Origin of the sequence: Mycolicibacterium phocaicum, from assembly GCF_010731115.1 — a bacterium.
Lineage (GTDB): Bacteria > Actinomycetota > Actinomycetes > Mycobacteriales > Mycobacteriaceae > Mycobacterium > Mycobacterium phocaicum.
This window is the reverse complement of sequence record NZ_AP022616.1, coordinates 2,794,988-2,819,213: the sequence shown is the minus strand read 5'-3', so window position 1 is coordinate 2,819,213 and position 24,226 is coordinate 2,794,988. Positions and strand designations below refer to the sequence as shown.

Genomic DNA, 24,226 nt, shown 5'->3' with positions numbered 1-24,226 from the left:
CTCAGTGGTCGCCGGCTGGGGCTCACTGCTTGGCGACGACACCCTGCACCTCGCTGACCTCCTTGCTCAAGGCGTCGACGGCGCGCGAAAGTTCTTGCCGCTCAGGCTCGGTCACCTTGTCGTACGAGATGAAGCCGTCGCCCTGGCGCCACTTGTCCAGCAGCTTCTGGACATTCTCGAAGGCCGCGTCGACGTCCTTGCCCAGCTGCGGGTTGCGCTCGTCGAGGATGGGGTCCACCGAGCCGACCGCGGTGCGCGAGCCCTCGATGTTGGCCTGGATGTCCCACAGGTCGGTGTGGCTGAAGATGTCTTCTTCGCCGGTGATCTTGGTCTTGGCGATCTCGTCCAGCAGTTCCTGCGCGCCACCGGCGATCTTGGTGGAGTCGATGGTCCACTTCGGATCCTTGACGCCGGCCTCGAGCTCCTTGACGTCGGCGACCAGCTGGTCGGCGAGGGCGCCCGCGTCTGGCTGCAGCCCGGTGACCCACAGCTGCTTCTCCAGGACATGGAAGCCGGTCCACTTGTCGCCCGGCTTGACGTCGGCTTCGCGCAGGTCGATCCGGGGGTCCAGATCGTCCGGGAACGACTCGGCGACGGGCTCGATGCGCTCGTAGAAGGTGCGCGCCTTCGGGTACTGCGCCTTGGCGCCGGCGACGTCACCCTTCTTCACGGCGGCGGCGAACGCCTCGGTGGCGGGCACCAGGGCGGTGGTCTGCTCGACGACGTACTTCTTGTAGAAGTCCGCGGCGTCCTTGAACTTGCCGGTGTCGTCGATCTTGACGGTGTCGCCGGTGACGGTGAAGTCGCCGCGGATGCCGTCGCCGACCATGCCGGGCTTGCACGCGGTCTTGTAGGTGCCGGCTTCGGGCAGCTGCACGATCAGCTTGCGCTGCAGGCCGGGAGAGACGTTCTCGATCTCACCCATGACCTTGTCGCCGGGGCCGTACACGTAGAACTCGGTGACCTTGGTGCCGTTGTTGGTGACGACGAAGGTGCTGGTGCCCGTCTTGGCGGACGTCGCCGACAGCTTGCAGGCGTCGTCGGAGGCGGTCACGGTGATCTCGCCGGAGGCGGACTTGTTCTCGTCCGACTTGGAGGTGCACGCGGAGACCGCGGTCAGGCCGGCGAGCAGGGCCGCCGAGGCGGCCACGCCGGTCTTGACGTTGAGGGCAGCGAGTTTCACTTAGCGGACCTTTCGAGGGTGGCAGCAGGGGCGGGTTTGGCTGCGACAGGTCGCAGGAACAGCGTCAGGACGACCAGAAGGTAGGCCAGCCAGCAGACGAACTGCAGGATCGAGGGGGCGGGGCTGATGTTGAAGACGCCCTGGATCACCTGGCCGTACCACGACGACCAGTTGAAGGCGCCCGTCATGTCGAAGGCCTTGGCGCCCAGGCCGGGCAGCCAGCCGACGGTCTGCAGCGCGTGGACGGCGTACGACAGGATGCCCGCGGCGACGACGACGAGGAACGCGCCGGTGTATTTGAAGAACTTGGCCAGGTTGATCCGTACCGCGCCGGCGTACATGCCGTACGCGACGACGACGGCGATGAGCAGGCCGATCACGAGTCCGGCCAGCGGCCATGCGGTGGACGCGTTGGCGTAGCCGACCATGAACAGGGCCGTTTCGACGCCCTCGCGGCCGACGGCCAGGAACGCGAGCGTGGCAACGGCCATGCCGCCGGTCTCCAGGGCGCGCGCCATGTCGCTGCGCAGCTCGCCGGAGATGGTGGCGGCGGCTTTGCGCATCCACAGCACCATGGTCGTCACGATGATCACCGCCACCAGGGAGGCGACGCCGGCGATGGCCTCGGCCGCCAGGCCGGAGATGGTGTTCTCGCTGAGCTGGATGGAGAGGAACACGCCGATGGTCATCGCGATGGCGGCGGCGACGCCGAGCCAGACCCATTTGAGGGCGTCGCGGCGGTCGGACTTCACGAGGAAGGCGATGAGGATGGTGACGACGATCGCAGTTTCCAGGCCTTCGCGAAGCCCGATCAGCAAGCTGCCAAATAGCTGTGAGGAGACGCCGGGGCCGGCGGCGACCAGCGATGTCGAGACCGCGAAAGTGGTGGTCATCCGCAATCCTTAGATAGACTAAACGGCAACACAGGTTTGCCTTGCCAAAGGAAGGCAAGCCAACCTTATCAGCGGATGAGCGACCGTCGTACCTCCGTGCCGGAAAGCTTGCGCTTCGGGGCGCACTCAGCCCGGCATGCGACGATGACGGGACGACGAATCCGTCGAAATCTCTGGGTATAGGGGAGTACCGGTGTTGCGAGCGCGATGGCTGCGGGCGAGCGCTGTTGTCGCCGCGACGGCGCTCCTGATGGCCTCGAGCTGCTCATTTCAACCCGGTTACCTGCGCGGAGTACCGCCGCCGCCCGGGCCCGCCGTGCCCCCGATCAACACCCACGTGAAGGGGCGGGGCGCGGACCAGCTGCATGACTGGGCCGAGCATCTGGCCCCACCTCTCGGCATTCCGGTCATGGCCCTGGAGGCCTACGGGTACGCCGCGCGCGTGGCCGAGGTCGAGAACCCGAAGTGCCACATCGCGTGGACGACCCTGGCCGGCATCGGCATGGTCGAAAGTCACCACGGCACCTACCGTGGCGCGACCATCGCCCCGAACGGTGACGTCACGCCCCCGATTCGCGGCGTGCCACTCGACGGCACCATGAACAACCTGCGGATTCCGGACACCGACTCCGGCGGTATGGACAGCGACGACGCCGTCGACCGCGCGATGGGGCCGATGCAGTTCATCCCGGACACCTGGCGGTTGTACGGCGTCGACGCCAACAACACCGGGTTCGCCAGCCCCGACAACATCGACGACGCCGCGCTGTCGGCGGCGGGTTATCTCTGCTACCGCGGCAAGGATCTGTCCAGCCCGCACGGCTGGATGGACGCGCTGTACGCCTACAACCTGTCCGACGACTACGCCCGCGCGGTGCGGGACTGGGCGACGGCGTACGCGAACGGGCATCAGAGATAGGTCTGCGAATAGCTACCGGTAGCTGACGCACTTCACACCCTGGCACCGTTTAGGCTGATGGGCGTTCGCACGAGTCCGTGACGCCAAAGGGAGACCCAAGTGCCAATCATCGAACAGGTCGGAGCCCGCGAGATTCTCGACTCTCGGGGTAATCCGACGGTCGAGGTCGAGGTCGCTCTGACCGATGGAACCTTCGCTCGCGCGGCGGTGCCGTCGGGTGCGTCGACCGGTGAGCACGAGGCTGTCGAGCTGCGCGACGGCGGCGCCCGTTACCTCGGCAAGGGTGTCGAGAAGGCCGTCGAGGCCGTGCTCGACGAGATCGCGCCCGCGGTCATCGGCCAGGCCGCCGACGACCAGCGCATCATCGACCAGGCGCTGCTGGACCTGGACGGCACCCCGGACAAGTCGCGCCTGGGCGCCAACGCCATCCTCGGCGTCTCGCTGGCCGTGGCCAAGGCCGCCGCCGACTCCGCCGGCCTGCCGCTGTTCCGCTACATCGGTGGCCCGAACGCCCACATCCTGCCGGTGCCGATGATGAACATCCTCAACGGTGGCGCGCACGCCGATACCGGCGTCGACGTCCAGGAGTTCATGGTCGCCCCCATCGGCGCCCCGACCTTCAAGGAATCGCTGCGCTGGGGCGCCGAGGTCTACCACTCGCTCAAGTCGGTGCTCAAGAAGCAGGGCCTGGCGACGGGCCTCGGTGACGAGGGTGGCTTCGCTCCCGACGTCGCCGGCACCCACGCCGCGCTCGAACTGATCAGCACCGCCATCGACGCCACCGGCCTCAAGCTGGGCAGCGACGTGGCGCTGGCGCTGGACGTCGCGGCCACCGAGTTCTACACCGACGGAACGGGTTACGCCTTCGAGAAGCAGACCCGCACCGCCGAGCAGATGGCCGAGTTCTACGCCTCACTGCTCGATTCCTTCCCGCTGGTGTCCATCGAGGACCCGCTGTCCGAGGACGACTGGGACGGCTGGGTCGCGCTGACCACCGCGATCGGTGACCGCGTCCAGCTCGTCGGCGACGACCTGTTCGTCACCAACCCGGAGCGCCTGGAAGAGGGCATCGAGAAGGGCGCCGCCAACGCGCTGCTGGTGAAGGTCAACCAGATCGGCACGCTCACCGAGACGTTGGACGCCGTCGCCCTCGCGCACGCGGCGGGCTACAAGTCGATGATGAGCCACCGCAGTGGCGAGACCGAGGACACCACCATCGCCGACCTGGCCGTGGCGTGCAGCTGTGGCCAGATCAAGACCGGCGCCCCGGCCCGCAGCGAGCGCGTCGCCAAGTACAACCAGCTGCTCCGCATCGAGGAGACCCTCGGTGACGCCGCGCGGTACGCCGGCGACCTGGCGTTCCCGCGTTTCGCGGTGGAAGCCAAGTAGTTTCGCGGGTCTGATCTTTCGACATGGCCGATCCCAAACGGCGTTCCCCCGCCTCTCGCCCCGCCAAACCCGGCGAGGCGAAGCGGGGGCGTGCCGGGGCCGGCACGTCGGCGGCCAAGGCCGGTAACCGGCCCAAGGCCGAGCCGCGGCGCGTCCCGGACAACCTGCCGGTTCCGGTCACCGAGCCCATCCGGCAGGCCTATGCGGAGTCGGTCGAGCACCATGCCGAGCAGCGGCTGGGGTCGGCGGCGCGACGCGCGGCGATCCTCGCCGTCGTGGTGTGCGTGCTGACCCTGACCATCGCCGGGCCGGTCCGCACCTTCTTCGCGCAGCGCACGGAGATGCAGCAGTTGGCCACCGCCGAGTCCCAATTACGTTCGCAGATAGCCAATTTGGAGCAGCAGAAGGTGAAGCTGGCCGACCCGGTGTACATCGCCGCGCAGGCCCGTGAGCGGTTGGGCTTCGTGATGCCGGGGGATATCCCGTATCAGGTGCAGCTGCCTCCCGGCGCCGTCACGACACCCGTCGCACCCGCGCCGTCGCCCACCGCGAAGAGCAACCAGCCCTGGTACACCGCATTGTGGCACACCATCGCCGATCAGCCGCACGGACTGACGCCGGCTCCGGCCGTCGTCCCGCCCGGCCCGGACGGCGTCACCCCGGATCCTGACGTGCCCCCGACCGATCTGCCCGCACCCCAGGCGCCGCCCGGTGGTTGACGCTGCTGATCTCGAAGCCGTTGCGGCCCAACTAGGGCGGGAACCGCGTGGCGTCCTGGAGATCGCCTACCGCTGCCCCAACGGCGAGCCCGGTGTGGTCAAGACCGCACCGCGGCTGCCTGACGGAACCCCTTTTCCCACTTTGTATTACCTGACGCACCCGGCGCTGACCGCGGCGGCCAGCCGGCTGGAGTCCTCGGGCCTGATGAAGGACATGACCGAACGCCTGCAGGCTTCCGAAGAATTGGCGGCGGCGTATCGGCGCGCGCACGAGTCGTTCCTGGCCGAGCGCGACGCCATCGAGTCGCTGGGCACGACGTTCTCCGGCGGCGGTATGCCCGACCGCGTGAAGTGCCTGCACGTGGTGATGGCACATTCGTTGGCAAAAGGCCCGGGTCTCAACCCCTTTGGTGATGAGGCACTGGCATTGTTGGCAGTCGAACCGGCGATGGCCGGGATTCTGGATCCGAAGGTGTGGGTGTGAGTTCGCGCGTTGCGGCGGTCGATTGCGGTACGAATTCGATCCGTCTGCTCATCGCGGACGTCGTCGACGGCCGGTTGCAGGACGTGCACCGCGAGATGCGGATCGTCACCCTCGGCGAAGGTGTCGACGCCACAGGCGAATTCGCGCCTGCCGCGCTTGCTCGAACTGAAGCGGCACTGACCGACTACGTCGAGACGATGCTGGCGCACGACGTGACCAAGGTACGGATGGTCGCGACCTCCGCGGCTCGCGACGCCGGCAACCGTGACGAGTTCTTCGCCATGACCGCGCGTCAGCTGGGTCGCGTGATGCCGGGGGCGGTGGCCGAGGTGATCACCGGGACCGAGGAAGCGGCGTTGTCGTTCCGTGGTGCCGTCGGTGAATTGGACCCGGCGACAGGGCCTTTCGCGGTCGTCGACCTGGGTGGTGGCTCGACCGAGGTGGTGCTCGGCGGGTCCGGTGCGGAGGTCGCGGACGTGGTGGCCAGTTTCTCGGCCAACATCGGCTGCGTGCGTCTCACGGAGCGCTGCCTGCAGACCGACCCACCCACCGCCGACGAGGTCGCGGCCGCGCGTGCCGTGGTGCGCGAGAAACTGTCCGAGGCGTTGGCTGTCGTGCCCATCGAAGGTGCCCGGACGTGGGTCGGCGTGGCCGGCACTTTCACCACGGTGGCCGCGCTGGCACTGGGGCTACCGGAGTACGACTCCCAGGTGATTCACTTGTCCCGCATCGGAATTCCCGATGTCGTGAAGGTGTGCGATGAGCTGATCGCGATGCCGCGGGCGCAACGCGCCGAACTCGGCCCCATGCATCCGGGCCGGGTGCCGGTGATCGGCGGCGGCGCGATTGTCGTCGAGGAATTGGCCCGCGAATTCGGTCAGCGGGCGGGCATCACGGACTTGGTGGTCAGCGAGCACGACATCCTGGACGGCATCGCGCTGTCGGTCTGACCTCTGCGCGCCGAGACCGCGGTTGTAGACGCAATATCGGCGATCGATTCAAGTCATCAACCGGCGTTTCGGTCGGCCGCTGACAATGACGGTGCGCCGAGCGAATCGCCCAATGTCCAGATCGACACACCGATGAGGACGAGGTCCTTCAGCAAGAACTGGCCCGGCATCCCCGAAAGGACAGGCAATCCGAGAGCGTGCGTTGCCACCACAGTCGGGGTCGTGAACAGGAAACTGATGGTGCCGACGAACAGAACTACCGCGAGTGCGCTGCCTGCTGCCGACGCGCGGGGCCACCATGGGCGAACAGCGATCAGTACTGCGGCAATGATTTCCAATGTTCCGAGGCTGCGCGCTACTGCAGTGGCACTCAGGTAGTCGTAAATCCAGCTTATGAGCGGGCTATGTTCGATGAGCACCCTGGATTCCATCTTGACGTACTTGCCGAATCCGATCCAGGCGAGCACGAGCACCAGCCCATAACGGCTGACGACGTGACCGAGCCGCTTGACGCGCCGGGCGTGCTGGTCGAGTCGAGGTGGGGCCGGCGAGCTGGCAGTCATGAATTGTGCCTTTCATGTGATCGGGGATCGCGAACCGTCGACCCACCAGCTGAGTTGTTCACTGCACATTTGGGCAGCATCGAGACCCCTGGTGGGGTTTCGCATTTGTGATGCGGCTGGCTGCGGCAATTGCATTGGTGTGCCGGCGGTGTGGTTGTGGCTTGGGCACGCTGCCGACCGTGGGTAAGTCGTCAGCCTGACACCACCAAGTATGGCTGTGGAAATCGCCGGAATCGGCCGCGCCGCCTGAAGATTCGTTAAAGAAACTTGGCGTGGGGCCAGAGGTCATCAGAATAATCTAACCGTTTAATACGTATTGACAGGTTAGATTGTTGCTGCTTAGCTTGTAACCAGTCACCTCACCTCAAGGAGTTGGTCATGACGGTTCCGGTACGACACCTCCACGCCGTCGTCGAAGGGCGTCGACTGTTCTACCGAGAGGCCGGGCGCCACGATGCGCCCGCGATCGTGCTACTGCACGGGTTTCCCACCAGCTCGTACATGTTCCGCGACCTCATCGGGCGCCTGGCCGACGACTTCCACGTCATCGCCCCTGATCATCTGGGCTTCGGATACTCCGATATGCCAACGGCGTCAGAATTCGAGTACACCTTCGACGCCCTCGCCGACCTCACGCAAGGACTGTTGGATCGGCTCGGTCTGGCCCGCTACGCGATCTACGTCCAGGACTATGGCGCACCGATCGGCTGGCGGCTCGCGTTGCGTCGTCCCGACGCCATCACCGCGATCGTCACCCAGAACGGCAACGGCTACGACGAAGGATTCATCGAAAGCTTCTGGGAGACCGTCTGGAACTACCAGCGCGAGCAGACCCCGCAGACGGAGGCGGCCATCCGTACCGCACTGGAACTCGAATCGGTCAAATGGCAATACCTCACGGGTGCCCCCGATGAAACTCGGGTGAGCCCCGATACCTGGACCCTGGACAGCGCCCTGCTGTCTCGGCCCGGCAACGACGAAATTCAGCTCACCCTGTTCCGCGACTACGTCACCAATCCGCCGATGTACCCCAGCTTGCACGAGTACTTGCGCACCAGTGGCGTCCCGGTGTTGGCCGTGTGGGGCCGGCATGACCCGATCTTCGCGCCAGAGGGTGCCCTGGCCTTTCGGCGAGATGCCCGTGACGCCGAAATCCACCTGCTCGACGGTGGTCATTTCCTGCTGGAAACCGCGGCAGACGAAGTCGCCGGTCTGGTCAAGGACTTCCTCCATCGGGTCGCGGCGAAATGAGCGGCACGCGTGTCCTGGAGCGACCCGAGGTGCTCGTCTTCGACGTCAACGAAACGCTCATCGACATCGAGGCCTTGGCGCCCTATTTCGCCGAGTTCTTCGGTGATCGCGACGTTCTCAGGGAGTGGTTCGGCCTGCTCGTCACGTACTCGATGACTGTGACCATGTCGGACTGTTACCTCGACTTCTTCTCCCTCGGAAAGGCCACGTTGCAGATGCTCGGCGAGATCCACGGCGTCCAGTTGAGCGCTGACGATGTTGCGGCTCTGAGCGGCCGGATGGCGACCATGCCCGCACATCCTGATGTCGCACAAGGGCTTTCGCAACTGCGGAACGACGGGTATCGGTTGGTTGCTCTGACGAACTCCCCGTCCCGTCCGGGGCACCCTACCCCGTTGGAAAACGCCGGCCTGGCAGGCTATTTCGAGCGCCAGCTCAGCGTCGATACATTGCGGGCATTCAAGCCCGCCACGCTGCTCTACCAACACACCGCACAAGAGCTCGTAGTGCCGCCGGCCGCGTGCCTGATGGTCGCCGCGCACGCCTGGGACACCATCGGTGCGCAGGCCGGCGGGTTTCGCGGCGCGTTCGTCGCCCGTGCAGGCAACGCGCCGCTGCGTGCCGAGGGTGTTCACCAACCGGACTTCGTCGCGCGAGACCTCATCGATCTGGCGCAGCAACTGACCGACGCATTCGAAAAGTAGCGACTGCCTGGCCTATTCAGAGGAGACGATGAAATGCAGACCACAACAACCTCACCGGCCATTCCCACCGTGCCCGCTGTGGTACGCGAACCGGCGGGCGGGCCGACCATGCGGGCGATTGTGCTCGATCGGTTCGGTGGCTTGGACGTCCTGATCAACACAGAAATCCCCAAGCCTCTGCCAAAACCTGGTGAAGTCGTCATCAGGGTCAAGGGATTCGGGATCAACCACGCCGAGATGCACATGCGTCGCGGTGAATGGGCCGAGGCGGCCGAAGTCAGTGGAATCGAATGTGTCGGCATCGTGGATGCCTGCCCGGGCGGGGAATTCCCGGTGGGCGCGAAGGTCGCGGCGTTGATGGGCGGGTTGGGTCGAACCATCAACGGTAGCTACGCGGAGTACACGCGCGTTCGTGCGGAGAACGTCGCCCTCATCGAAACGGATCTGCCCTGGCACCTACTGGCGGCGCTGCCGGAAACCTATGCCACGGCGTGGACCTGCCTGTTCCGCAATCTGAACATTGTCGCCGGCCAGACACTCGTAATCCGCGGAGCGACTTCATCATTCGGTCAAGCGGCGGTCAAGTTGGCGGTAGACGCGGGCGCGCAAGTCATCGCCACCACACGCAATCGCGAACGTTTCGGTTTGCTTGAGGGCCTCGGTGTCGACCGTGCCGAGCTGGAAGTTCGTGACCTCGCTGCTCATATCGCCGAAGCCAAGCACGTTGACGCTGTACTCGACCTCGTGGGAAACAGCACCATCTTGGACTCGTTGACGATGTTGCGTCGCGGCGGCACCGCGTGTTTGGCCGGCTGGCTTGGGGGACTCGATCCGATCGCGGACTTCAACCCCCTGCTGCAGATGTCCAGCGGTGTCAATCTGACTTTCTTCGGCAGCTTCGTGTTCGGTACCGAGGGATTTCCATTGTCGGACGTACCGCTTCAGGAGATTGCCGCGAAGGTACGCGACGGTCGCCTCGACGCCGCGCCGTCACACGTCTTTTCGTTCGACCAGATTCGGGAGGCACACCGAGTCATGGAAGCAGGGGAGGCCGGCGGGAAGATGGTAGTGGTTGTCGACTGACACTTAGGACACCTGGTGTGCAGAGAAAGGCCCTCCGCGCATTGCTACGCGCGGAGGGCCTGATGACACCCGCGGTGACGCGACGCAGCTTGGTCGCGTCGACGGTCGAGATTTCTGGCTAGACCTTGCAGTTAGGGCGGTTGTGGCAGTGGTGTCCGTCGCGGCAGGCGTTGCACTGACAGCCACAGGTCGACACGTTCTTGGTGGAAACCTTCATTACTGATCACCCCTGTTGTCTCGGCTTATCGAGATATGACTACTTCACCATAGTTCGATCGCGGGACGGAGTGAAGGTCGCGGGAGAGACCGGCGCTACGGCGAATGTGACGGCCGGCGCGGTGACGCGCGGGAAAATTGAACGGCAAGCGCCACGTTCGGCGTAGGAGCCGGGACCTCGTCAGCACAGACCGACGGCCGGAGTCAGTCCTCGTGAGACTGGCGTCCGGCCGTCGGCTGGGGGTGATTCAGTTGGCTGTGTCGTCCGACGTCTGGATCATCGGGGCAACCGGAGCGGCAGGTGCACCCAGCTGACGGGCGACGAAGTCCGCGGCCTGGTTGGCCATGCCGTTGAACTTGTAGGCGCTGTGCGCGGAGCGGTCCATGCCGCCACCGCAGATCGGGTCGCCGGGGGCGCACAGCTGGATGGTCTTGCCGGCGTAGGCGCCACCGATGTTGATGGCGGGCGCGCTGCGGTCGGCGACGCTCAGCACGAACGGGCTCGGGGTGCCGAACAGGACGACGGCGGCGACGTGCGAGGCGACCGACGCGGGCATCGGGCCGCTGATGCCGGCGGGCAGAACGAACCCGGCGGGCACACTGCTCATGGTGCTGTAGCCGGCGACGGCCGCGCCCTGCGAGTAGCCGCCGATGACGATCTTGGTGGCGGGGCACGAGGCGGCGATGGACTCGATGCGGTTGGTGGCGTCGGCGACGCCGTCGGCGGCGGCACCGAAGTCCAGGGAGGCGGGGTAGTTCACGCCGTAGGCGTCGATGTTGCGGCCGGGCATCCGGGCGTTCAGTGCGTCGACGAAGGCCTGGCCGGTGGCTCCGACGCCGGGGGCTTCGAAGGTGCCGCGGGCGAAGACGACCTCGACGTTCGCACAGGAGTCGTCAGCGGCGTTGGCGGTGGCGACCGGGCCGGCGATGGCGCCGGTGATGATCGTGAAGGCGGCCACGGCGGTCAATGCCACCTTGCCGGCCGCGTTACGAATGGCGCTCATGTTGTTTTCCCCGTCCTTGAAGTTCCAGTTGCCTGGTATAAGCCGAACAGGGGAGCTGCGATTCCACGTGATCGTGTGACGTACCGCATACGTAGCGTAACTAAGCATGAGGGATGAACTGCGGGCTCCGATGCGTTGGCATCGGGTCGCGCAAATCAGGGCGTCGCGTGTGCGTCACGGGGAGCGTGTCTGGTCGGTCTGGGGACGGAAAAAAATCAGTCGAACTGTGTGCGCCGAATTGTGAGGATGAGGCCGTGATCGACGACTGGCGCAGCATGAACCTGGCGAACTGGGAGGCGCGGGTACCGCTGCACACGGCGCCCGATGGCTACGATCTGGCGGCTTTCGACGACCCTGAATATCTTTCGGCCGTGGTCCGTTATGACCTGCCGCGGCTCGGACGGCTGGACGGTCGCGACGTGGTGCACCTGCAATGCCATATCGGTACCGACACGGTATCGCTGGACAGGCTCGGCGCCCGGTCGGTAACCGGCCTGGACTTCTCGCCGGCCGCACTCGACGCCGGCCGCGCCTTGAGTCGTCGGGCCAACACGGACGTGCGCTTCGTCGAGTCCGACGTCGATGGTGCCGTTGCGGCTCTGGGCGCGGCATGCTGCGACGTCGTCTATACCGGCGTCGGTGCCCTGTGCTGGTTGCCCGACATTCGGCAGTGGGCGGCCGTCGTCGCCGAGCTACTGAGGCCGGGAGGCCGGCTCTTCATGCGTGAAGGCCACCCGGTGCTCTGGGCCATGTGTGACCCCAGGCCTGACGGCCTGCTGGTTCTGGAGTACCCCTATTTCGAAACGGCCGGAACGGTTTTCACCGACCACGAGAGCTACGCGGGCTCGGGTGTCATCACCGCGCCGGAGTCGGTCAACTTCAACCACGGCCTCGGCGAGATCTTCACCGCCCTCACCGAGGCCGGACTCACGGTCACCGCGTTGGAAGAACATCGCGAGGTGCCGTGGAATCCGTTGGGCGAAGCGATGATTCCCAGCCCCGATTTCGCGGAGGAGTACGTCCTCGCCAGCGGGCGTGACCGGGTGCCGATGACCTATACGCTGCAAGCGGTGAAGCGCTGACCCTACTCCTGGAAGCGGTAGCCCATCCCGGCCTCGGTCAGCAGGTGCTTGGGGTGTGACGGGTCGACCTCGAGCTTGCGGCGCAGCTGCGCCAGGTACACCCGCAGATAGTGGGTCTCCTTGGCGTAGGCCGGGCCCCACACTTCCTTGAGCAACTCCTCGCGGCCGACCAGCTTCCCGCGGTTGCGCACCAGCATCTCCAACATGCCCCACTCGGTGGGCGTCAGATGCACCTCGACACCGCTGCGTGTCACGCGTTTGGCCGCCAGATCGACGGTGAACGACGATGTCTCGACGACGGGTTCGTCGGTTTCGGACGCGGCCGCGCCTCGTCGCACTGCCGCCCGGAGCCGGGCCAGGAACTCGTCCATGCCGAACGGCTTGGTGACGTAGTCGTCGGCGCCGGCGTCGAGGGCCTCGACCTTGTCCATCGAATCGGTGCGTGCCGAGAGCACGATGACGGGTGCCGTGAGCCAGCCGCGCAGCCCGGCCAGCACGTCGATGCCGGACATGTCGGGCAGGCCGAGGTCCAGGATCACCACGTCGGGCTTGTGTTCGGCGGCCGCCTTCAGCGCTTCGGCGCCGGTGGCGGCGACGGTGACGTCGTAGCCGCGCACCGACAGGTTGATGCGCAGGGCACGCAGAATCTGTGGTTCGTCGTCGATGACCAGAACCCGTGTCACACCCGATCCTTTCCCGCGGCCGCCAGGTCCACCACGACGGTCAGCCCGCCACCGGGGGTGTCGGTGGCTGAGATGGTGCCACCCATTGCTTCGACAAAACCGCGCGCCACCGAAAGACCAAGTCCCACACCGGTGCTGTTGTCGTGGTCGCCGAGGCGCTGGAACGGCGCGAACAGTTGTTCCTCGGCGCCGCGGGGGATGCCCGGCCCCTCGTCGACGATGGTGACCAGCACCCGCTCGCCGACCTGGCCCGCATTCACCCGCACCACGCTGCCCGCGGAGTAGCGCAGCGCGTTGTCGATGAGGTTGACCAGCACCCGCTCCAGCAGGCCGGCATCGGCCAGCGCGACGGCGTCGCCCACTTCGACCTTGACCCGGTCGAGGCCACGGTTCGCGTAACCGGTTGCGCCGCGGCTGATTCCGAGCAGCGCCCGCTGCACGACCTCTTCCATGTACACCCGCCGCAGTTCCGGCTTCACCACGCCGGCGGCCAGCCGCGACGAGTCGAGCAGGTTGCCCACCAGCGCGGTCAGCTGATCCACCGATTCCTCGACGGTGGCCAGCAGTTCGGCGGTGTCCTCGGGCGAGAATCCGACATCCTCGCTGCGCAGGCTCGACACCGCGGCCTTGGCCGCGGCCAGCGGGGTGCGCAGGTCGTGGCTGACGGCGCTCAGCAGGGAGCGGCGTAGCTCGTCGGCCTTCGCCAGGGCTTCGGCACGGCCGGCTTCCTCGGCCAGGGCGCGCTGGCGCACCAGCCCTGCCGCCTGCCGGGCGACGGCGCCGAGCACCCGGCGATCCCGGGCCTCGGTCTTGCGGCCGGCCATCAGCAGCCAGTATTCGTCGTCGCTGACCTCGATGGCGGTGTCGGCGGAATCGACTGTCACACAGGGGTCTTTGCCGACGCAGGCGATGATCCCGTCGTCCTCGTGCAGCAGGCTGACGGCCCGTTGCGCGTACGTCTCGCGGACGCGTTCGAGCAGCGTGGTGAGGTCGGCGCCGCGCAGCACGCTGCCGGCGAAAAGGGCCAGCAGCTCGGCTTCCTGGGAGGCGTGCCGGGCCTCCCTCGACCGTTTGGCGGCGCCGTCGACCAGCGCGGCGACGGCGACCGCGACGGCCAGCAGCACGACGATGGTCAGGGCGCTGTCGGGGTCGGCGATGGTGAAGCTGTAGCGCGGCGCGACGAAGAAGTAGTTGAGCAGCAGCCCGGACAGCACCGCCGACAACGCGGCCGGGGCGACACCGCCGAGCAGCGCGACGACAAGCACGCCAATGAAGAACACCGCGCTTTCGCCGCCGACGTGCAGGAACGGGTCCAGCAGCGAGGCGATGGCGGTGATGATGGCGGGCACGACGACGGCGGCCAGCCACGACGTCAGGTGGCGCTGCCCGCGGGTTGCCGTCGACCACGACCAGCCGGGCTGGGACTGCTCATGGGTGACCATGTGCACGTCGATCTTGCCGGAGTTCTGGACGGTCTTGGCGCCGATGCCCTCATCGAAGAGCCGGGCCCACCGTGACCGTCGCGAGGTGCCCAGGACCAGCTGGGTGGCGTTCATCTCGCGTGCGAAATCCAATAGGGCACTGGGCACGTCACCGTCGCTGCCGCCGACGACGGTGTGCAGCGTGGCGCCGAGGCTGGCGGTGAGCTCACGCACCTTGCCCATCTGCGGCGCGGAGACGCCCGTCAGGCCGTCGCCGCGGACGACGTGTACCACCATCAGTTCGGCGCTGGATTTGGAGGCGATGCGCGACGCCCGTCGTACCAGGGTCTCCGATTCGGGGCCGCCGGTGACCGCCACGACAACGCGTTCGCGGGCTTCCCAGGTCTCCGAAATATTGTGCTCGGCGCGGTATTTCGCGAGCGCCGCGTCGACCTGGTCGGCCAGCCACAGCAGTGCCAGTTCCCGCAGGGCGGTGAGGTTGCCCTGCCGGAAGTAGTTGGACAGCGCTGCATCGACGCGTTCCGGTGCGTACACGTTGCCGTGGGACAGTCTGCGGCGCAACGCTTCCGGCGTGATGTCGACAAGTTCGATCTGGGCGGCACTGCGCACCACCGAGTCCGGCACCGTCTCCTGTTGCTCGATGCCCGTGATCTGGGCGACGACGTCGTTGAGGCTCTCCAGATGCTGGACGTTGACGGTGGAGATGACGGTGATGCCGGCATCGAGCAGTTCTTCGACGTCCTGCCAGCGTTTGGCGTTCTTGCTGCCGGGCGTATTGCTGTGCGCCAGTTCGTCGACCAGCACCACCTCGGGGCGGCGGGCCAGCACCGCGGGGACATCCAGTTCGGCGAACGTCCCGCCGCGGTAGTCGATGAACCGCGGCGGGATCCGTTCGATGCCTTCCAGTGCCTGAGCCGTCTTCTTGCGGCCGTGCGTCTCGACCACCGCGGCGACGACGTCGGTGCCGCGCTCGAGGCGGCGGTGCGCCTCCCCGAGCATCGAGAAGGTCTTGCCCACGCCGGGGGCCGCACCCAGGTAGATGCGTAGCTCGCCCCGCTTGTCCGGCGTTCCCATGTCTCCCATCATCCAATACGGGCTGGGTACTTCTGGTCCAACGCGAGATTCAGCTGCAGGACGTTGACGCGCGACTCACCCATGAAGCCCAGGGCGCGGCCGCTGGTGTTGTCGCGCACCAGCGCCCGGACCTGGTCGGCGGACAGGTGTCGCGCCTTCGCAACCCGGTCCACCTGGAGGTCTGCGTAGTCGGTCGAGATGTCGGGGTCCAGGCCGCTGCCGCTGGCGGTGACGGCGTCGGCCGGCACCTGCGGGTCGGCTGGCGCGGCGCCGCGGATCGCGACGATCTGGCCGGCCGTGTAATCGGCGCCGTCCGTTGCGCATTCGACGCGCACACCCTCGTACGTCGCGAGGAACGGCACCTTGGTGGTGGCGCACGGCTGATTGACGCTGACCACCTTGGTGGGGTGGCTGACGTTGCCGGTGGCGTCCCGCGGGCCGATCACCGACAGCACCGCACCCACGCCGTCTGCGGTGCAGAACGGACGGGCACCGGCAGCGCGGTCGAGACCTTCGGCCTCGGCGACGGCGTAGCTGCGGGTGCACACCTGGGTCAGCAGGCTCGGCTTACCGGCGGCGTCGACGATGTTCTCGGGGCCGAGGTTGCTCGCACCGCTGGCCATCGGGTCGTACCCGGTGCCGGCGCCCGACGGCCGGCTCTGGAAATACTGCGGCAGCGCATTGCCTTTGGCATCGGTGAACAGCTGGCCGATCAGCGAGCTGCCGACGACCTTGCCGCCCGCCGTGACGAGCGAGCCGTCGGCCTTGTCCTTGAGCCCGGGCAGCTGGGCGATGGCCCAGACCAGCACCGGGTAGGCCAGACCGGTGATGACGGTCAGGACCAGCAGTGCGCGCAGGGCGGCACTGTGTACGCGAATCAGGTTGCCGATGTTCATGATTAAGACATCCCCGGGATGAACTGGATGAGCAGGTCGATGAGTTTGATGCCGATGAACGGGGCGACGATGCCGCCCAGGCCATAGACGTACAGGTTGCGGCTCAAGAGCTTTGACGCACTGCTGGGGGTGTACCGGACACCGCGCAGCGACAGCGGGATCAGCGCGATGATGACCAGGGCGTTGAAGATCACCGCCGACAGGATCGCCGACTGCGGGCTGTGCAGCCGCATGATGTTCAGCAGATCCAGGCCGGGGAACAGCGCCACGAACATTGCCGGGATGATCGCGAAGTACTTCGCGATGTCGTTGGCGATGGAGAACGTGGTCAGGGCGCCGCGGGTGATCAGCAGCTGCTTGCCGATCTCGACGATCTCGATGAGCTTGGTCGGGTCGGAGTCGAGGTCGACCATGTTGCCGGCCTCTTTGGCCGCCGAGGTGCCGGTGTTCATCGCGACGCCGACGTCGGCCTGCGCGAGCGCGGGGGCGTCGTTGGTGCCGTCACCGGTCATCGCGACGAGCTTGCCGCCGGCCTGCTCCTTCTTGATCAGCGCCAGCTTGTCCTCGGGCGTCGCCTCGGCGAGGAAGTCGTCGACGCCGGCCTCGTCGGCAATCGCCTTGGCGGTCAACGGGTTGTCGCCGGTGATCATGACGGTGCGGATGCCCATCTTGCGCATCTCGTCGAAGCGCTCCCGCATGCCCTGCTTGACGACGTCCTTGAGGTGGATGACGCCCAGCACCTCAGCCTGCCCACCGGCGACCCGGCCCACCACCAGCGGGGTACCACCCGCCGCGGAGATGCCGTCGACGATGTCGCCCAATTCAATGGGCACGGTGCCGCCCTGACCACGAATCCACTCCGCGACGGAGTTGGCCGCGCCCTTGCGCAGCTTCTGGCCGTCGTGCAGGTCGACACCCGACATGCGGGTCAGCGCGGTGAACTCGACCCACGTGGCGTCGGTCAGTTCGCCGGGCGTGCGGGCCCGCAGGCCGTGAGCCTGCTTGGCGTACACCACGATCGACCGGCCTTCAGGGGTCTCGTCGGCGAGGCTGGACAGCTGTGCCGCGTCGGCCAGTTGCTCGGCGGTGACGCCGGGCACCGGGAGGAAACCCGCGGCCTGCCGGTTGCCGAGCGTGATGGTGCCGGTCTTGTCGAGCAGCAGCGTGTTGACGTCACCGGCGGCTTCGACGGCACGACCCGACATGGCAAGCACGTTGCGCTGCACCAGCCGGTCCATGCCGGCGATGCCGATGGCCGACAGCAGTGCGCCGATCGTGGTGGGAATCAAGCAGACCAGCAGCGAGACCATCACGATGCCGGTGACGCCGAAGCCGTCGAGCGCCTCGGTGTCGGGCACGCCCGGGTTGTTGGCCTTGGAGTAGATGGCCAGCGGCTGCAGCGTCGCGACGGCGAACACGAAGATGATCGTCAGCGCGGCCAGCAGGATGTTGAGCGCGATCTCATTGGGGGTCTTCTGCCGGTTGGCACCCTCGACCAGCGCGATCATGCGGTCGACGAAGCTCTCGCCCGGTTTCTGGGTGATCTGTACGACGATCCGGTCGGACAGCACCGTCGTGCCGCCCGTGACAGCTGACCGGTCGCCGCCGGATTCCCGGATGACGGGCGCCGATTCGCCGGTGATCGCCGATTCATCGACGGAGGCAATGCCTTCCACGACGTCGCCGTCACCGGGGATGACCTGCCCGGCCTCGACGACGACGATGTCGCCCTGCTGCAGCAGGGGCGCGGCGATCTCCTCTTCGGTACCGGCATTGCCCGGCGCCCACCCGACCAACTTGCGGGCCATGGTGTCGGACTTGGTCTTTCGCAGGCTGGCCGCCTGTGCCTTGCCACGTCCCTCGGCGACCGCTTCGGCGAGGTTGGCGAAAACGACTGTCAGCCACAGCCAGAACACGATCAGCCAGGCGAACCAGCTGGAGTTCAGGACGGCCAGGACCGTGGACCAGACCGCGCCGACCTCGACGATGAACATCACCGGGTTGCGCCACAGGGTGCGGGGGTCCAGCTTGCGCAGCGCGTCTGGCATGGACTTCCACAGCATCTTCGGGTCGAGCAGGCCGCCCTTGACAGCGGTATCGGACATCAGTGAATTCCTTCAGCAAGGGGGCCGAGCGCCAGCGCCGGCAGGAAGGTCAGGGCGACGAGAATCAGCGTCACGCCGGCGACCATGCCGACGAACTGCGGACGGTGCGTCGGCAGCGTGCCGATGGACGGGGGTGTGCTGCCCTGCTTGGCCAGCGAGCCGGCGAGAGCGAGCACGAGGATCATCGGCAGGAAGCGGCCGAGCAGCATCGCCAGGCCCAAAGCCGTGTTGTACCAGACCGTATTGACCGACAGTCCCGCGAACGCGGAGCCGTTGTTGTTGGCCGCGGAGGTGAAGGCGTACAGCACTTCGGACAATCCGTGCGGGCCCGAGTTCAGCATCGCCGCACGCTCGCCGGGTAGCGCCATGGCAAAAGCGGTGCCGGTCAACACGATCAACGGCGTGACCAGGAAATAGCTTGCGGCCAGCTTGATCTCGCGCGGGGTGATCTTCTTCCCCAGGTATTCGGGGGTGCGTCCGACCATCAGTCCGGCGACAAACACCGTGATGACCGCGAGGATCAGCATGCCGTACAGGCCCGACCCGGTACCGCCGGGCGCGACCTCGCCGAGCTGCATGTTGAACATCGTCATCATGCCGCCGAGGGACGTGTACGAGTCGTGGAACGAGTTCACCGCACCGGTGGAGGTCAGGGTGGTGGCGGTGGCGAACACTGCCGAATTGGCCACGCCGAAGCGCTGTTCCACGCCTTCCATCGACGCTCCGATGGCAGCGGGGACGGTGCCGTGGTGCTGGTTCTGGAACACCAGCATGAGGCTGCAGCTGATGACGGCCAGTACCGCCATCACGGCGACGATCGCGTAACCCTGCTTGCGGCTGTCCACCATGCGACCGAACGTGCGCGGCAGGGAGAACGAGATCACCAGCAGGAGAAAGATTTCCACCCAGTTGGTCCAGGCGGTCGGGTTCTCGAACGGGTGCGCCGAGTTGGCGTTGAAGAAACCGCCACCGTTGGTGCCCAGCTCCTTGATCACTTCCTGGCTGGCCACCGGACCGCCCGTGATGGTCTGCTGCGCGCCGGCCAGGGTGTCGGCGATCTGGTCGTGCAGGTGGAAGTTCTGGATGGCGCCGCCGGCGATGAGGATCAGCGCGGCAATGACGGCCAGCGGCAACAGGATTCGGACGGTGCCGCGCACCAGGTCGACCCAGAAGTTGCCCAGTTCGGTGGCATGCCGGCGGGCGAACCCGCGCACCAGGGCGACGGCAACGGCCATGCCGACGGCGGCCGACACGAAGTTCTGCACCGACAGACCGGCCATCTGCACCAGGTGGCCCTGCGTCGTCTCACCGGAGTAGGCCTGCCAGTTGGTGTTGGTGACGAAGCTGACGGCGGTGTTCCATGCCAGATCGGCCGTCATCGGGGTCGCCGGATTGTTCAGGTGCAGCGGCAGCATGCCCTGGATGAGCTGGAAGAAGAAGAGGAACAGCAGGGAGACGGCCGAGAAGGCGAGCGCACTGCGGGCGTAGGCGCCCCAGTTCTGCTCGGCCTCTGGGTCGGCGCCTATCGCCTTGTAGATGAGACGTTCGGCGCGCGAGTGCTTTTCGGACGTGTACACGCGGAACATGTAGTCGCCCAAGGGCACGTGCACGGCGGCCAGCGCGACGATGAGGGAGAGCAGGAACGCTATTCCTGCGGCGGTGGGGCTCACTAGAACCGCTCCGGGAAGAGCAGTGCGGCGACCAGGAACAGCGCGATCACCAGACACAGCACCAGGCCGACGGCATTGGCGAGGTTCACAGGCGCTCGACCGCCTTCTGGATTACGCCGAGCAGCGCGAAGATCGCCACCGTCAGCACCACGAACACCACTACAGACATGGGTTCTCCCACACGTAAACGGGTCGCCGGCCCTCGGCGACCTCGTCAGCATCGGCCCGCGGGAGGCGACATCCGGCGATCTTGACGCCTTCTTTACGGCCCGCCCGGCTTCCTTTACGGAATTCCGCACCGAGCGGCTGGCCCAGGGTGCGCGCGGCGCGACAAACGCCTGGTCATGTGATGTTTTGCACAACACAATGGGGCGGTGCCGGGGCATTTACGGGCGGCGCGGCCGGCAGGAGTCGTAAGCAGGTGATGTCGCGTGAGCGCGCAACCGGCTAACGTGCCATGCGTGTGGGGCCGATCACCCCTCAAACCTCGGGAGGCATGTGGTGTTGGACGTCGTCGGTGGAGTGCAGCAGAAGTTGGGCCGCATAGCGGAATCCGCGACCGCGGTACGGAGACTGTTCGAGACGGGATTCCTGGATCTCGCCAATCCCGGGGCCATGATCGAGACCGCGAAGAATGCGCCGATCTTCGGCCCACAGGCGACCATGGCCATCCAGGGCGGACGCAAGTATGCGGGGCTGCCGGCAGTGGTGGATGAACGCGGCACGCTGACGTACCGGCAGGTGAACGATCAGTCCTGGGCGCTGGCCCGCGGCCTGCAGGGGCTGGGCGTGACAGAAGGCTCCGTGGTCGGGCTGCTGTGCCGGGACCATCGGGGACTGATCCTGGCCATGGCGGCGTGCGGCAAGCTCGGAGCCCGGCTGGTGCTGATGAACACCGGGTTCGCCAAGCCGCAGTTCGCCCAGGTGTGTGAGCGCGAAGGCGTCAAGGTGGTGCTGCACGACAGCGAGTTCCTCGGGCTGCTCGACGCCCTGCCCGCGGACATGCCGCGGGTGTTGACGTGGGTGGACGAGGGCACCGAAATCCCCGCCGGGGCACAAACCCTCGACGCGATCGTCGCGGCCAACTCCACCGATCCGCTGCCCCCGCCGAGCAAGGCGGGTGGCTCGGTGATCCTCACCAGCGGGACGACAGGGCTGCCGAAGGGCGCGCCGCGCAGCTCGGTGTCGCCGTTGGCGTCGGCGCAGATCATTGATCGAATCCCGTTCCCGCGCAAGGGCACAATGGTCATCGTCTCGCCGATCTTCCACAGCACCGGGTGGGCCACCTACACCGTCGGCGCGGCGTTGGGCAACAAGGTGGTGACCGCCCGGCGGTTCAACGCCGAGCGGACCCTGCAGCTCATCGCCGAACATAAGGCCGACATGCTCGTCGCGGTGCCGACGATGCTGCACCGGATCGTCGAACTGGGGCCCGAGGTCATCGGCAAGTACGACACCTCGTCGCTGAAGACCATCCTGATCGCCGGGTCGGCGTTGAGCCCGGAACTGTCCAACCGGGTCCAGGACACGTTCGGCGACGTGCTCCACAACCTTTACGGCTCAACTGAATGCGCCATCGCCAGCGTCGCCACGCCGGCCGAACTGCGACTGGCCCCGGGCACCGCCGGACGGGCGCCGGTGACGTGCGAGGTGGTGCTGTACGACGAGAACGACCAGCGCATCACCGGGAAGAACCGGCGCGGTCGCATCTTCGTCCGCAACGGCGCACCGTTCAGCGGCTACACCGACGGCCGGAACAAGCAGATCATCGACGGCTACATGTCCAGTGGCGACATGGGGCATTTCGACGATCACGGACTGTTGTTCGTCGACGGCCGTGACGACGACATGATCGTCTCCGGTGGCGAGAACGTGTTCCCGCAGGAGATCGAAGAACTGCTTGCCGAGCGGGACGACGTCTATGACGCGGCTGTCGTCGGCGTCGATGACGTGGAATGGGGAAAGCGCCTGCGCGCCTTCATTGTTTCGCAGCCGGGCGCGACCCAGGATGCCGATGAGATCAGGGCGTTCGTCAAGAACAACCTGGCCCGGCACAAGGTGCCGCGCGACGTCGTGTTCATCGAAGAGCTGCCGCGCAACACCACCGGCAAGCTGCTGCGCCGCGTGCTGATCGAGATGGACGTCTAGGGCGGCGATGCCGACCGAACTCAGCGCCGAGCAGGCCGCTGCCCGGTTGGGGGCTGTCGACACGCTGGGCATCACCCTCGGCCCCGGCCAGCCGCCGGCGATACTGAGGGCGCTCGGCGCGCGCCAGGACTGGTCGAATCTGCGGGTGTTCGGGGCGCTGTTGGCTGTTGGTACCGAACTGTTTTCGCGCCCGGGCGTGCACTACGTCTCCGGTTTCTTCGGGCCGGTCGAACGGGCGTTGCGGGACATGGGCGCCGACATCGAGTTCGCCGCCGCGGACTTCCGCCGGTTCGCGCCACTGTTGGAGCGTCAGGCGCCGCGGGTGATGACGACCGTCGCCACCCCGCCTGATGCCGACGGGTGGTGTTCGCTGTCGCTGCATGCCGGCGGGACGGTCACCGAATTGCGCCGGGCCGGGGCAGACCCGCAGCGACTCCTCATGGTCGAGGTATCCGACTCCTACCCAAGGACTTTCGGATACGGCTCGCGCCGTCACGCACTGCACGTCGACGAGATCGACATCCTCGTGCGCTCGACCGATGCGCCGCTGGCCCTGCCCGGCGGTGACGTGCCACCGACCGAGGTCGAGCGGTCGATCGCTCGGCACGCCGTCGGCTTCATCGGTTCGGGCGCGACGCTGCAGACCGGAATCGGCGCAATTCCCAACCAGATTGCCACCTTGCTGGCCGAGGGCGACGGCAGCGGGTACGGCCTGCACACCGAGATGTTCACCGACGGCTGCATGCATCTGCATCGCGCGGGCAAGATCACGAACACCGGTAAGGGGCAGTACGACGGCGTCAGCGTCACGACGTTCGCGTTCGGGTCGCAGGAGCTCTATACGTGGCTCGACGGCAACCGTGATGTCGCGTTCCTGCCCGTCGACATCGTCAACTCGCCGGAGGTGATCGCCGCGAACACGGACATGGTCTCCATCAATGGTGCACTCGCAGTGGACATTCAAGGACAGGTCATCGCCGACACCATCGACGGGGGACAGTTCAGCGGGATCGGCGGCGCCGAGGACTTCGTGGCCGGCGCCGGGCTGGAGTTGTCGGACCGTTCGCTCATCTGTCTGCCGTCGACTTTCGTCAAGGACGGCGAGTTGCGGTCGCGGATCGTGCCGTGGTTCGGGCCCGGCGCGGTGATCACCACGCCGCGGCAGCAGGTCGACGTCATCGTCACCGAATACGGGGCCGCGGAACTGGAGGGCAGGACCGTCCGCGAGCGCGGTGAGGCGCTGGCGGCAATCGCGCACCCGCAGTTCCGGGACGCCCTGCTGGCGGCGGCCCTACGCGCCGCGAAAGGGCGTTCGCCGGTCGGCTAGCGCAATTCGTGATTCACTGCCGCCATGACGAGCAGCGATCAGCCGTGGTGGATCGCCGCGCCCGTTGCGGACCTGGCCGCGGCGATACTGCCGATGTTCGGGCAGTCGTCGTTCGACAGCGAGCGGGCGGCGATGGCGGACGTCGTGTCATGGCTCCGGACCGGCGCCCGCGCTCCCCGTGGCATGTTCTCCGCGGGCGTCTCCACCCGCGGTGATGTGTTCCAGAACCCCGACCTGCGCGCCGTCGCGGAGGCCATGCAGTTGCTCGAACGCTCGGGCCTGCTGCTGCGGGTCCTGGTCCCGTCGAGCCACTCCAGCTTCGACGTCGGTTTGACGCGCCTGGGCTGGCACGTCGTCCAGACCGGCACGGTCCGACAGCATCTCGGCATCCTCGACCCTTGACAATCATGTGGGACCGGAGGTCCCATATAACTGGGTGGG

The 24,226-nt window shown here is 66.8% G+C and carries 23 protein-coding genes; 12 read left to right on the top strand and 11 right to left on the bottom strand.

What is annotated here, in order from left to right; genetic code table 11:
• Positions 1-22: 22 nt before the first annotated feature.
• The gene (gene efeO / locus G6N46_RS13595; RefSeq protein ID WP_138248085.1) at positions 23-1,183 is read right to left on the bottom strand and encodes an iron uptake system protein EfeO; all 1,161 of its coding nucleotides are present in this window, start codon (positions 1,181-1,183) and stop codon (positions 23-25) included.
• Positions 1,180-2,076: an iron uptake transporter permease EfeU gene (efeU, locus tag G6N46_RS13590; protein ID WP_138248086.1), complete on the bottom strand. Its 897-nt coding sequence runs from the start codon at positions 2,074-2,076 to the stop codon at positions 1,180-1,182. The genes efeO and efeU overlap by 4 nt, the downstream gene beginning before the upstream one ends.
• Positions 2,077-2,269: 193 nt before the next feature.
• On the opposite strand from efeU, the gene G6N46_RS13585 reads away from it, so the two are divergent.
• The 5 genes from G6N46_RS13585 to G6N46_RS13565 all read left to right on the top strand — a co-directional run bounded on the left by G6N46_RS13585 (position 2,270) and on the right by G6N46_RS13565 (position 6,537).
• Complete coding sequence (locus G6N46_RS13585) at positions 2,270-2,995, top strand: lytic transglycosylase domain-containing protein (protein WP_138248087.1); 726 nt, start codon at positions 2,270-2,272, stop codon at positions 2,993-2,995.
• Between the two features lie 99 nt (positions 2,996-3,094).
• Complete coding sequence (gene eno / locus G6N46_RS13580) at positions 3,095-4,384, top strand: phosphopyruvate hydratase (RefSeq protein WP_138248088.1); 1,290 nt, start codon at positions 3,095-3,097, stop codon at positions 4,382-4,384.
• A gap of 23 nt (positions 4,385-4,407) precedes the next feature.
• Positions 4,408-5,103 (top strand): FtsB family cell division protein, encoded by a 696-nt coding sequence (locus G6N46_RS13575; RefSeq protein ID WP_135355189.1) that lies wholly within the window; start codon positions 4,408-4,410, stop codon positions 5,101-5,103.
• Entirely contained in the window at positions 5,096-5,587 is a 492-nt protein-coding gene (locus G6N46_RS13570) for a DUF501 domain-containing protein (RefSeq protein ID WP_138248089.1), read from the top strand. Before G6N46_RS13575 ends, G6N46_RS13570 begins: the two co-directional genes overlap by 8 nt.
• Positions 5,578-6,537, top strand: a complete 960-nt coding sequence (locus G6N46_RS13565) for a Ppx/GppA phosphatase family protein (RefSeq protein ID WP_138248090.1) — start codon at positions 5,578-5,580, stop codon at positions 6,535-6,537. The genes G6N46_RS13570 and G6N46_RS13565 overlap by 10 nt, the downstream gene beginning before the upstream one ends.
• A 56-nt stretch (positions 6,538-6,593) precedes the next feature.
• Here the strand turns inward: G6N46_RS13565 and G6N46_RS13560 are convergent, their stop codons facing one another.
• Positions 6,594-7,100: a DUF417 family protein gene (locus G6N46_RS13560; RefSeq protein WP_138248091.1), complete on the bottom strand. Its 507-nt coding sequence runs from the start codon at positions 7,098-7,100 to the stop codon at positions 6,594-6,596.
• A gap of 378 nt (positions 7,101-7,478) precedes the next feature.
• On the opposite strand from G6N46_RS13560, the gene G6N46_RS13555 reads away from it, so the two are divergent.
• From G6N46_RS13555 to G6N46_RS13545, 3 genes are read left to right on the top strand one after another with little or no spacing between them, the layout of a single operon-like run.
• Positions 7,479-8,351 carry an alpha/beta fold hydrolase gene (locus G6N46_RS13555; protein ID WP_138248092.1) on the top strand — a complete coding sequence of 291 codons (873 nt, stop codon included), beginning with the start codon at positions 7,479-7,481 and terminating at the stop codon, positions 8,349-8,351.
• Positions 8,352-8,365: 14 nt separating this feature from the next.
• Positions 8,366-9,055, top strand: coding sequence for a haloacid dehalogenase type II (locus G6N46_RS13550; RefSeq protein ID WP_174814133.1), 690 nt, complete (start codon positions 8,366-8,368; stop codon positions 9,053-9,055).
• Between the two features lie 33 nt (positions 9,056-9,088).
• On the top strand, positions 9,089-10,138 hold the full coding sequence (locus G6N46_RS13545) for a zinc-binding alcohol dehydrogenase family protein (RefSeq protein WP_138248094.1): 1,050 nt from the start codon (positions 9,089-9,091) through the stop codon (positions 10,136-10,138).
• A gap of 464 nt (positions 10,139-10,602) precedes the next feature.
• On the opposite strand, the gene G6N46_RS13540 is transcribed toward G6N46_RS13545, so the two are convergent.
• Positions 10,603-11,358, bottom strand: coding sequence for a cutinase family protein (locus G6N46_RS13540; protein WP_138248095.1), 756 nt, complete (start codon positions 11,356-11,358; stop codon positions 10,603-10,605).
• 254 nt (positions 11,359-11,612) lie between these two features.
• Between G6N46_RS13540 and G6N46_RS13535 the strand changes: the two genes are divergently transcribed.
• The gene (locus G6N46_RS13535; protein ID WP_138248096.1) at positions 11,613-12,440 is read left to right on the top strand and encodes a class I SAM-dependent methyltransferase; all 828 of its coding nucleotides are present in this window, start codon (positions 11,613-11,615) and stop codon (positions 12,438-12,440) included.
• Positions 12,441-12,442: 2 nt separating this feature from the next.
• Here G6N46_RS13535 and G6N46_RS13530 read toward each other — a convergent pair whose 3' ends face one another.
• From G6N46_RS13530 to G6N46_RS13500, 7 genes are read right to left on the bottom strand one after another with little or no spacing between them, the layout of a single operon-like run.
• A complete protein-coding gene (locus G6N46_RS13530; RefSeq protein ID WP_138248097.1) occupies positions 12,443-13,123 on the bottom strand; it encodes a response regulator in 681 nt (226 codons plus the stop codon).
• Positions 13,120-15,648 carry a DUF4118 domain-containing protein gene (locus G6N46_RS13525; RefSeq protein ID WP_234880549.1) on the bottom strand — a complete coding sequence of 843 codons (2,529 nt, stop codon included), beginning with the start codon at positions 15,646-15,648 and terminating at the stop codon, positions 13,120-13,122. Before G6N46_RS13525 ends, G6N46_RS13530 begins: the two co-directional genes overlap by 4 nt.
• Positions 15,648-16,535 carry a potassium-transporting ATPase subunit C gene (locus G6N46_RS13520; protein WP_138248099.1) on the bottom strand — a complete coding sequence of 296 codons (888 nt, stop codon included), beginning with the start codon at positions 16,533-16,535 and terminating at the stop codon, positions 15,648-15,650. Before G6N46_RS13520 ends, G6N46_RS13525 begins: the two co-directional genes overlap by 1 nt.
• Before the next feature lie 2 nt (positions 16,536-16,537).
• The gene (gene kdpB / locus G6N46_RS13515) at positions 16,538-18,640 is read right to left on the bottom strand and encodes a potassium-transporting ATPase subunit KdpB (RefSeq protein WP_138248100.1); all 2,103 of its coding nucleotides are present in this window, start codon (positions 18,638-18,640) and stop codon (positions 16,538-16,540) included.
• On the bottom strand, positions 18,640-20,310 hold the full coding sequence (gene kdpA, locus G6N46_RS13510) for a potassium-transporting ATPase subunit KdpA (RefSeq protein WP_138248101.1): 1,671 nt from the start codon (positions 20,308-20,310) through the stop codon (positions 18,640-18,642). Before kdpA ends, kdpB begins: the two co-directional genes overlap by 1 nt.
• Positions 20,310-20,399 carry a potassium-transporting ATPase subunit F gene (locus tag G6N46_RS13505; RefSeq protein ID WP_138248102.1) on the bottom strand — a complete coding sequence of 30 codons (90 nt, stop codon included), beginning with the start codon at positions 20,397-20,399 and terminating at the stop codon, positions 20,310-20,312. The genes kdpA and G6N46_RS13505 overlap by 1 nt, the downstream gene beginning before the upstream one ends.
• On the bottom strand, positions 20,396-20,491 hold the full coding sequence (locus tag G6N46_RS13500) for a potassium-transporting ATPase (RefSeq protein ID WP_220098076.1): 96 nt from the start codon (positions 20,489-20,491) through the stop codon (positions 20,396-20,398). Before G6N46_RS13500 ends, G6N46_RS13505 begins: the two co-directional genes overlap by 4 nt.
• Positions 20,492-20,811: 320 nt before the next feature.
• Here G6N46_RS13500 and G6N46_RS13495 point away from each other — a divergent pair, with 320 nt between their 5' ends.
• From G6N46_RS13495 to G6N46_RS13485, 3 genes are read left to right on the top strand one after another with little or no spacing between them, the layout of a single operon-like run.
• Positions 20,812-22,458 (top strand): acyl-CoA synthetase, encoded by a 1,647-nt coding sequence (locus G6N46_RS13495; RefSeq protein WP_138248103.1) that lies wholly within the window; start codon positions 20,812-20,814, stop codon positions 22,456-22,458.
• Between the two features lie 7 nt (positions 22,459-22,465).
• Positions 22,466-23,785: an acetyl-CoA hydrolase/transferase family protein gene (locus G6N46_RS13490; RefSeq protein ID WP_138248104.1), complete on the top strand. Its 1,320-nt coding sequence runs from the start codon at positions 22,466-22,468 to the stop codon at positions 23,783-23,785.
• A 24-nt stretch (positions 23,786-23,809) separates the two neighbouring features.
• Complete coding sequence (locus G6N46_RS13485; protein WP_138248105.1) at positions 23,810-24,187, top strand: hypothetical protein; 378 nt, start codon at positions 23,810-23,812, stop codon at positions 24,185-24,187.
• The last annotated feature ends 39 nt before the right edge of the window (positions 24,188-24,226 follow it).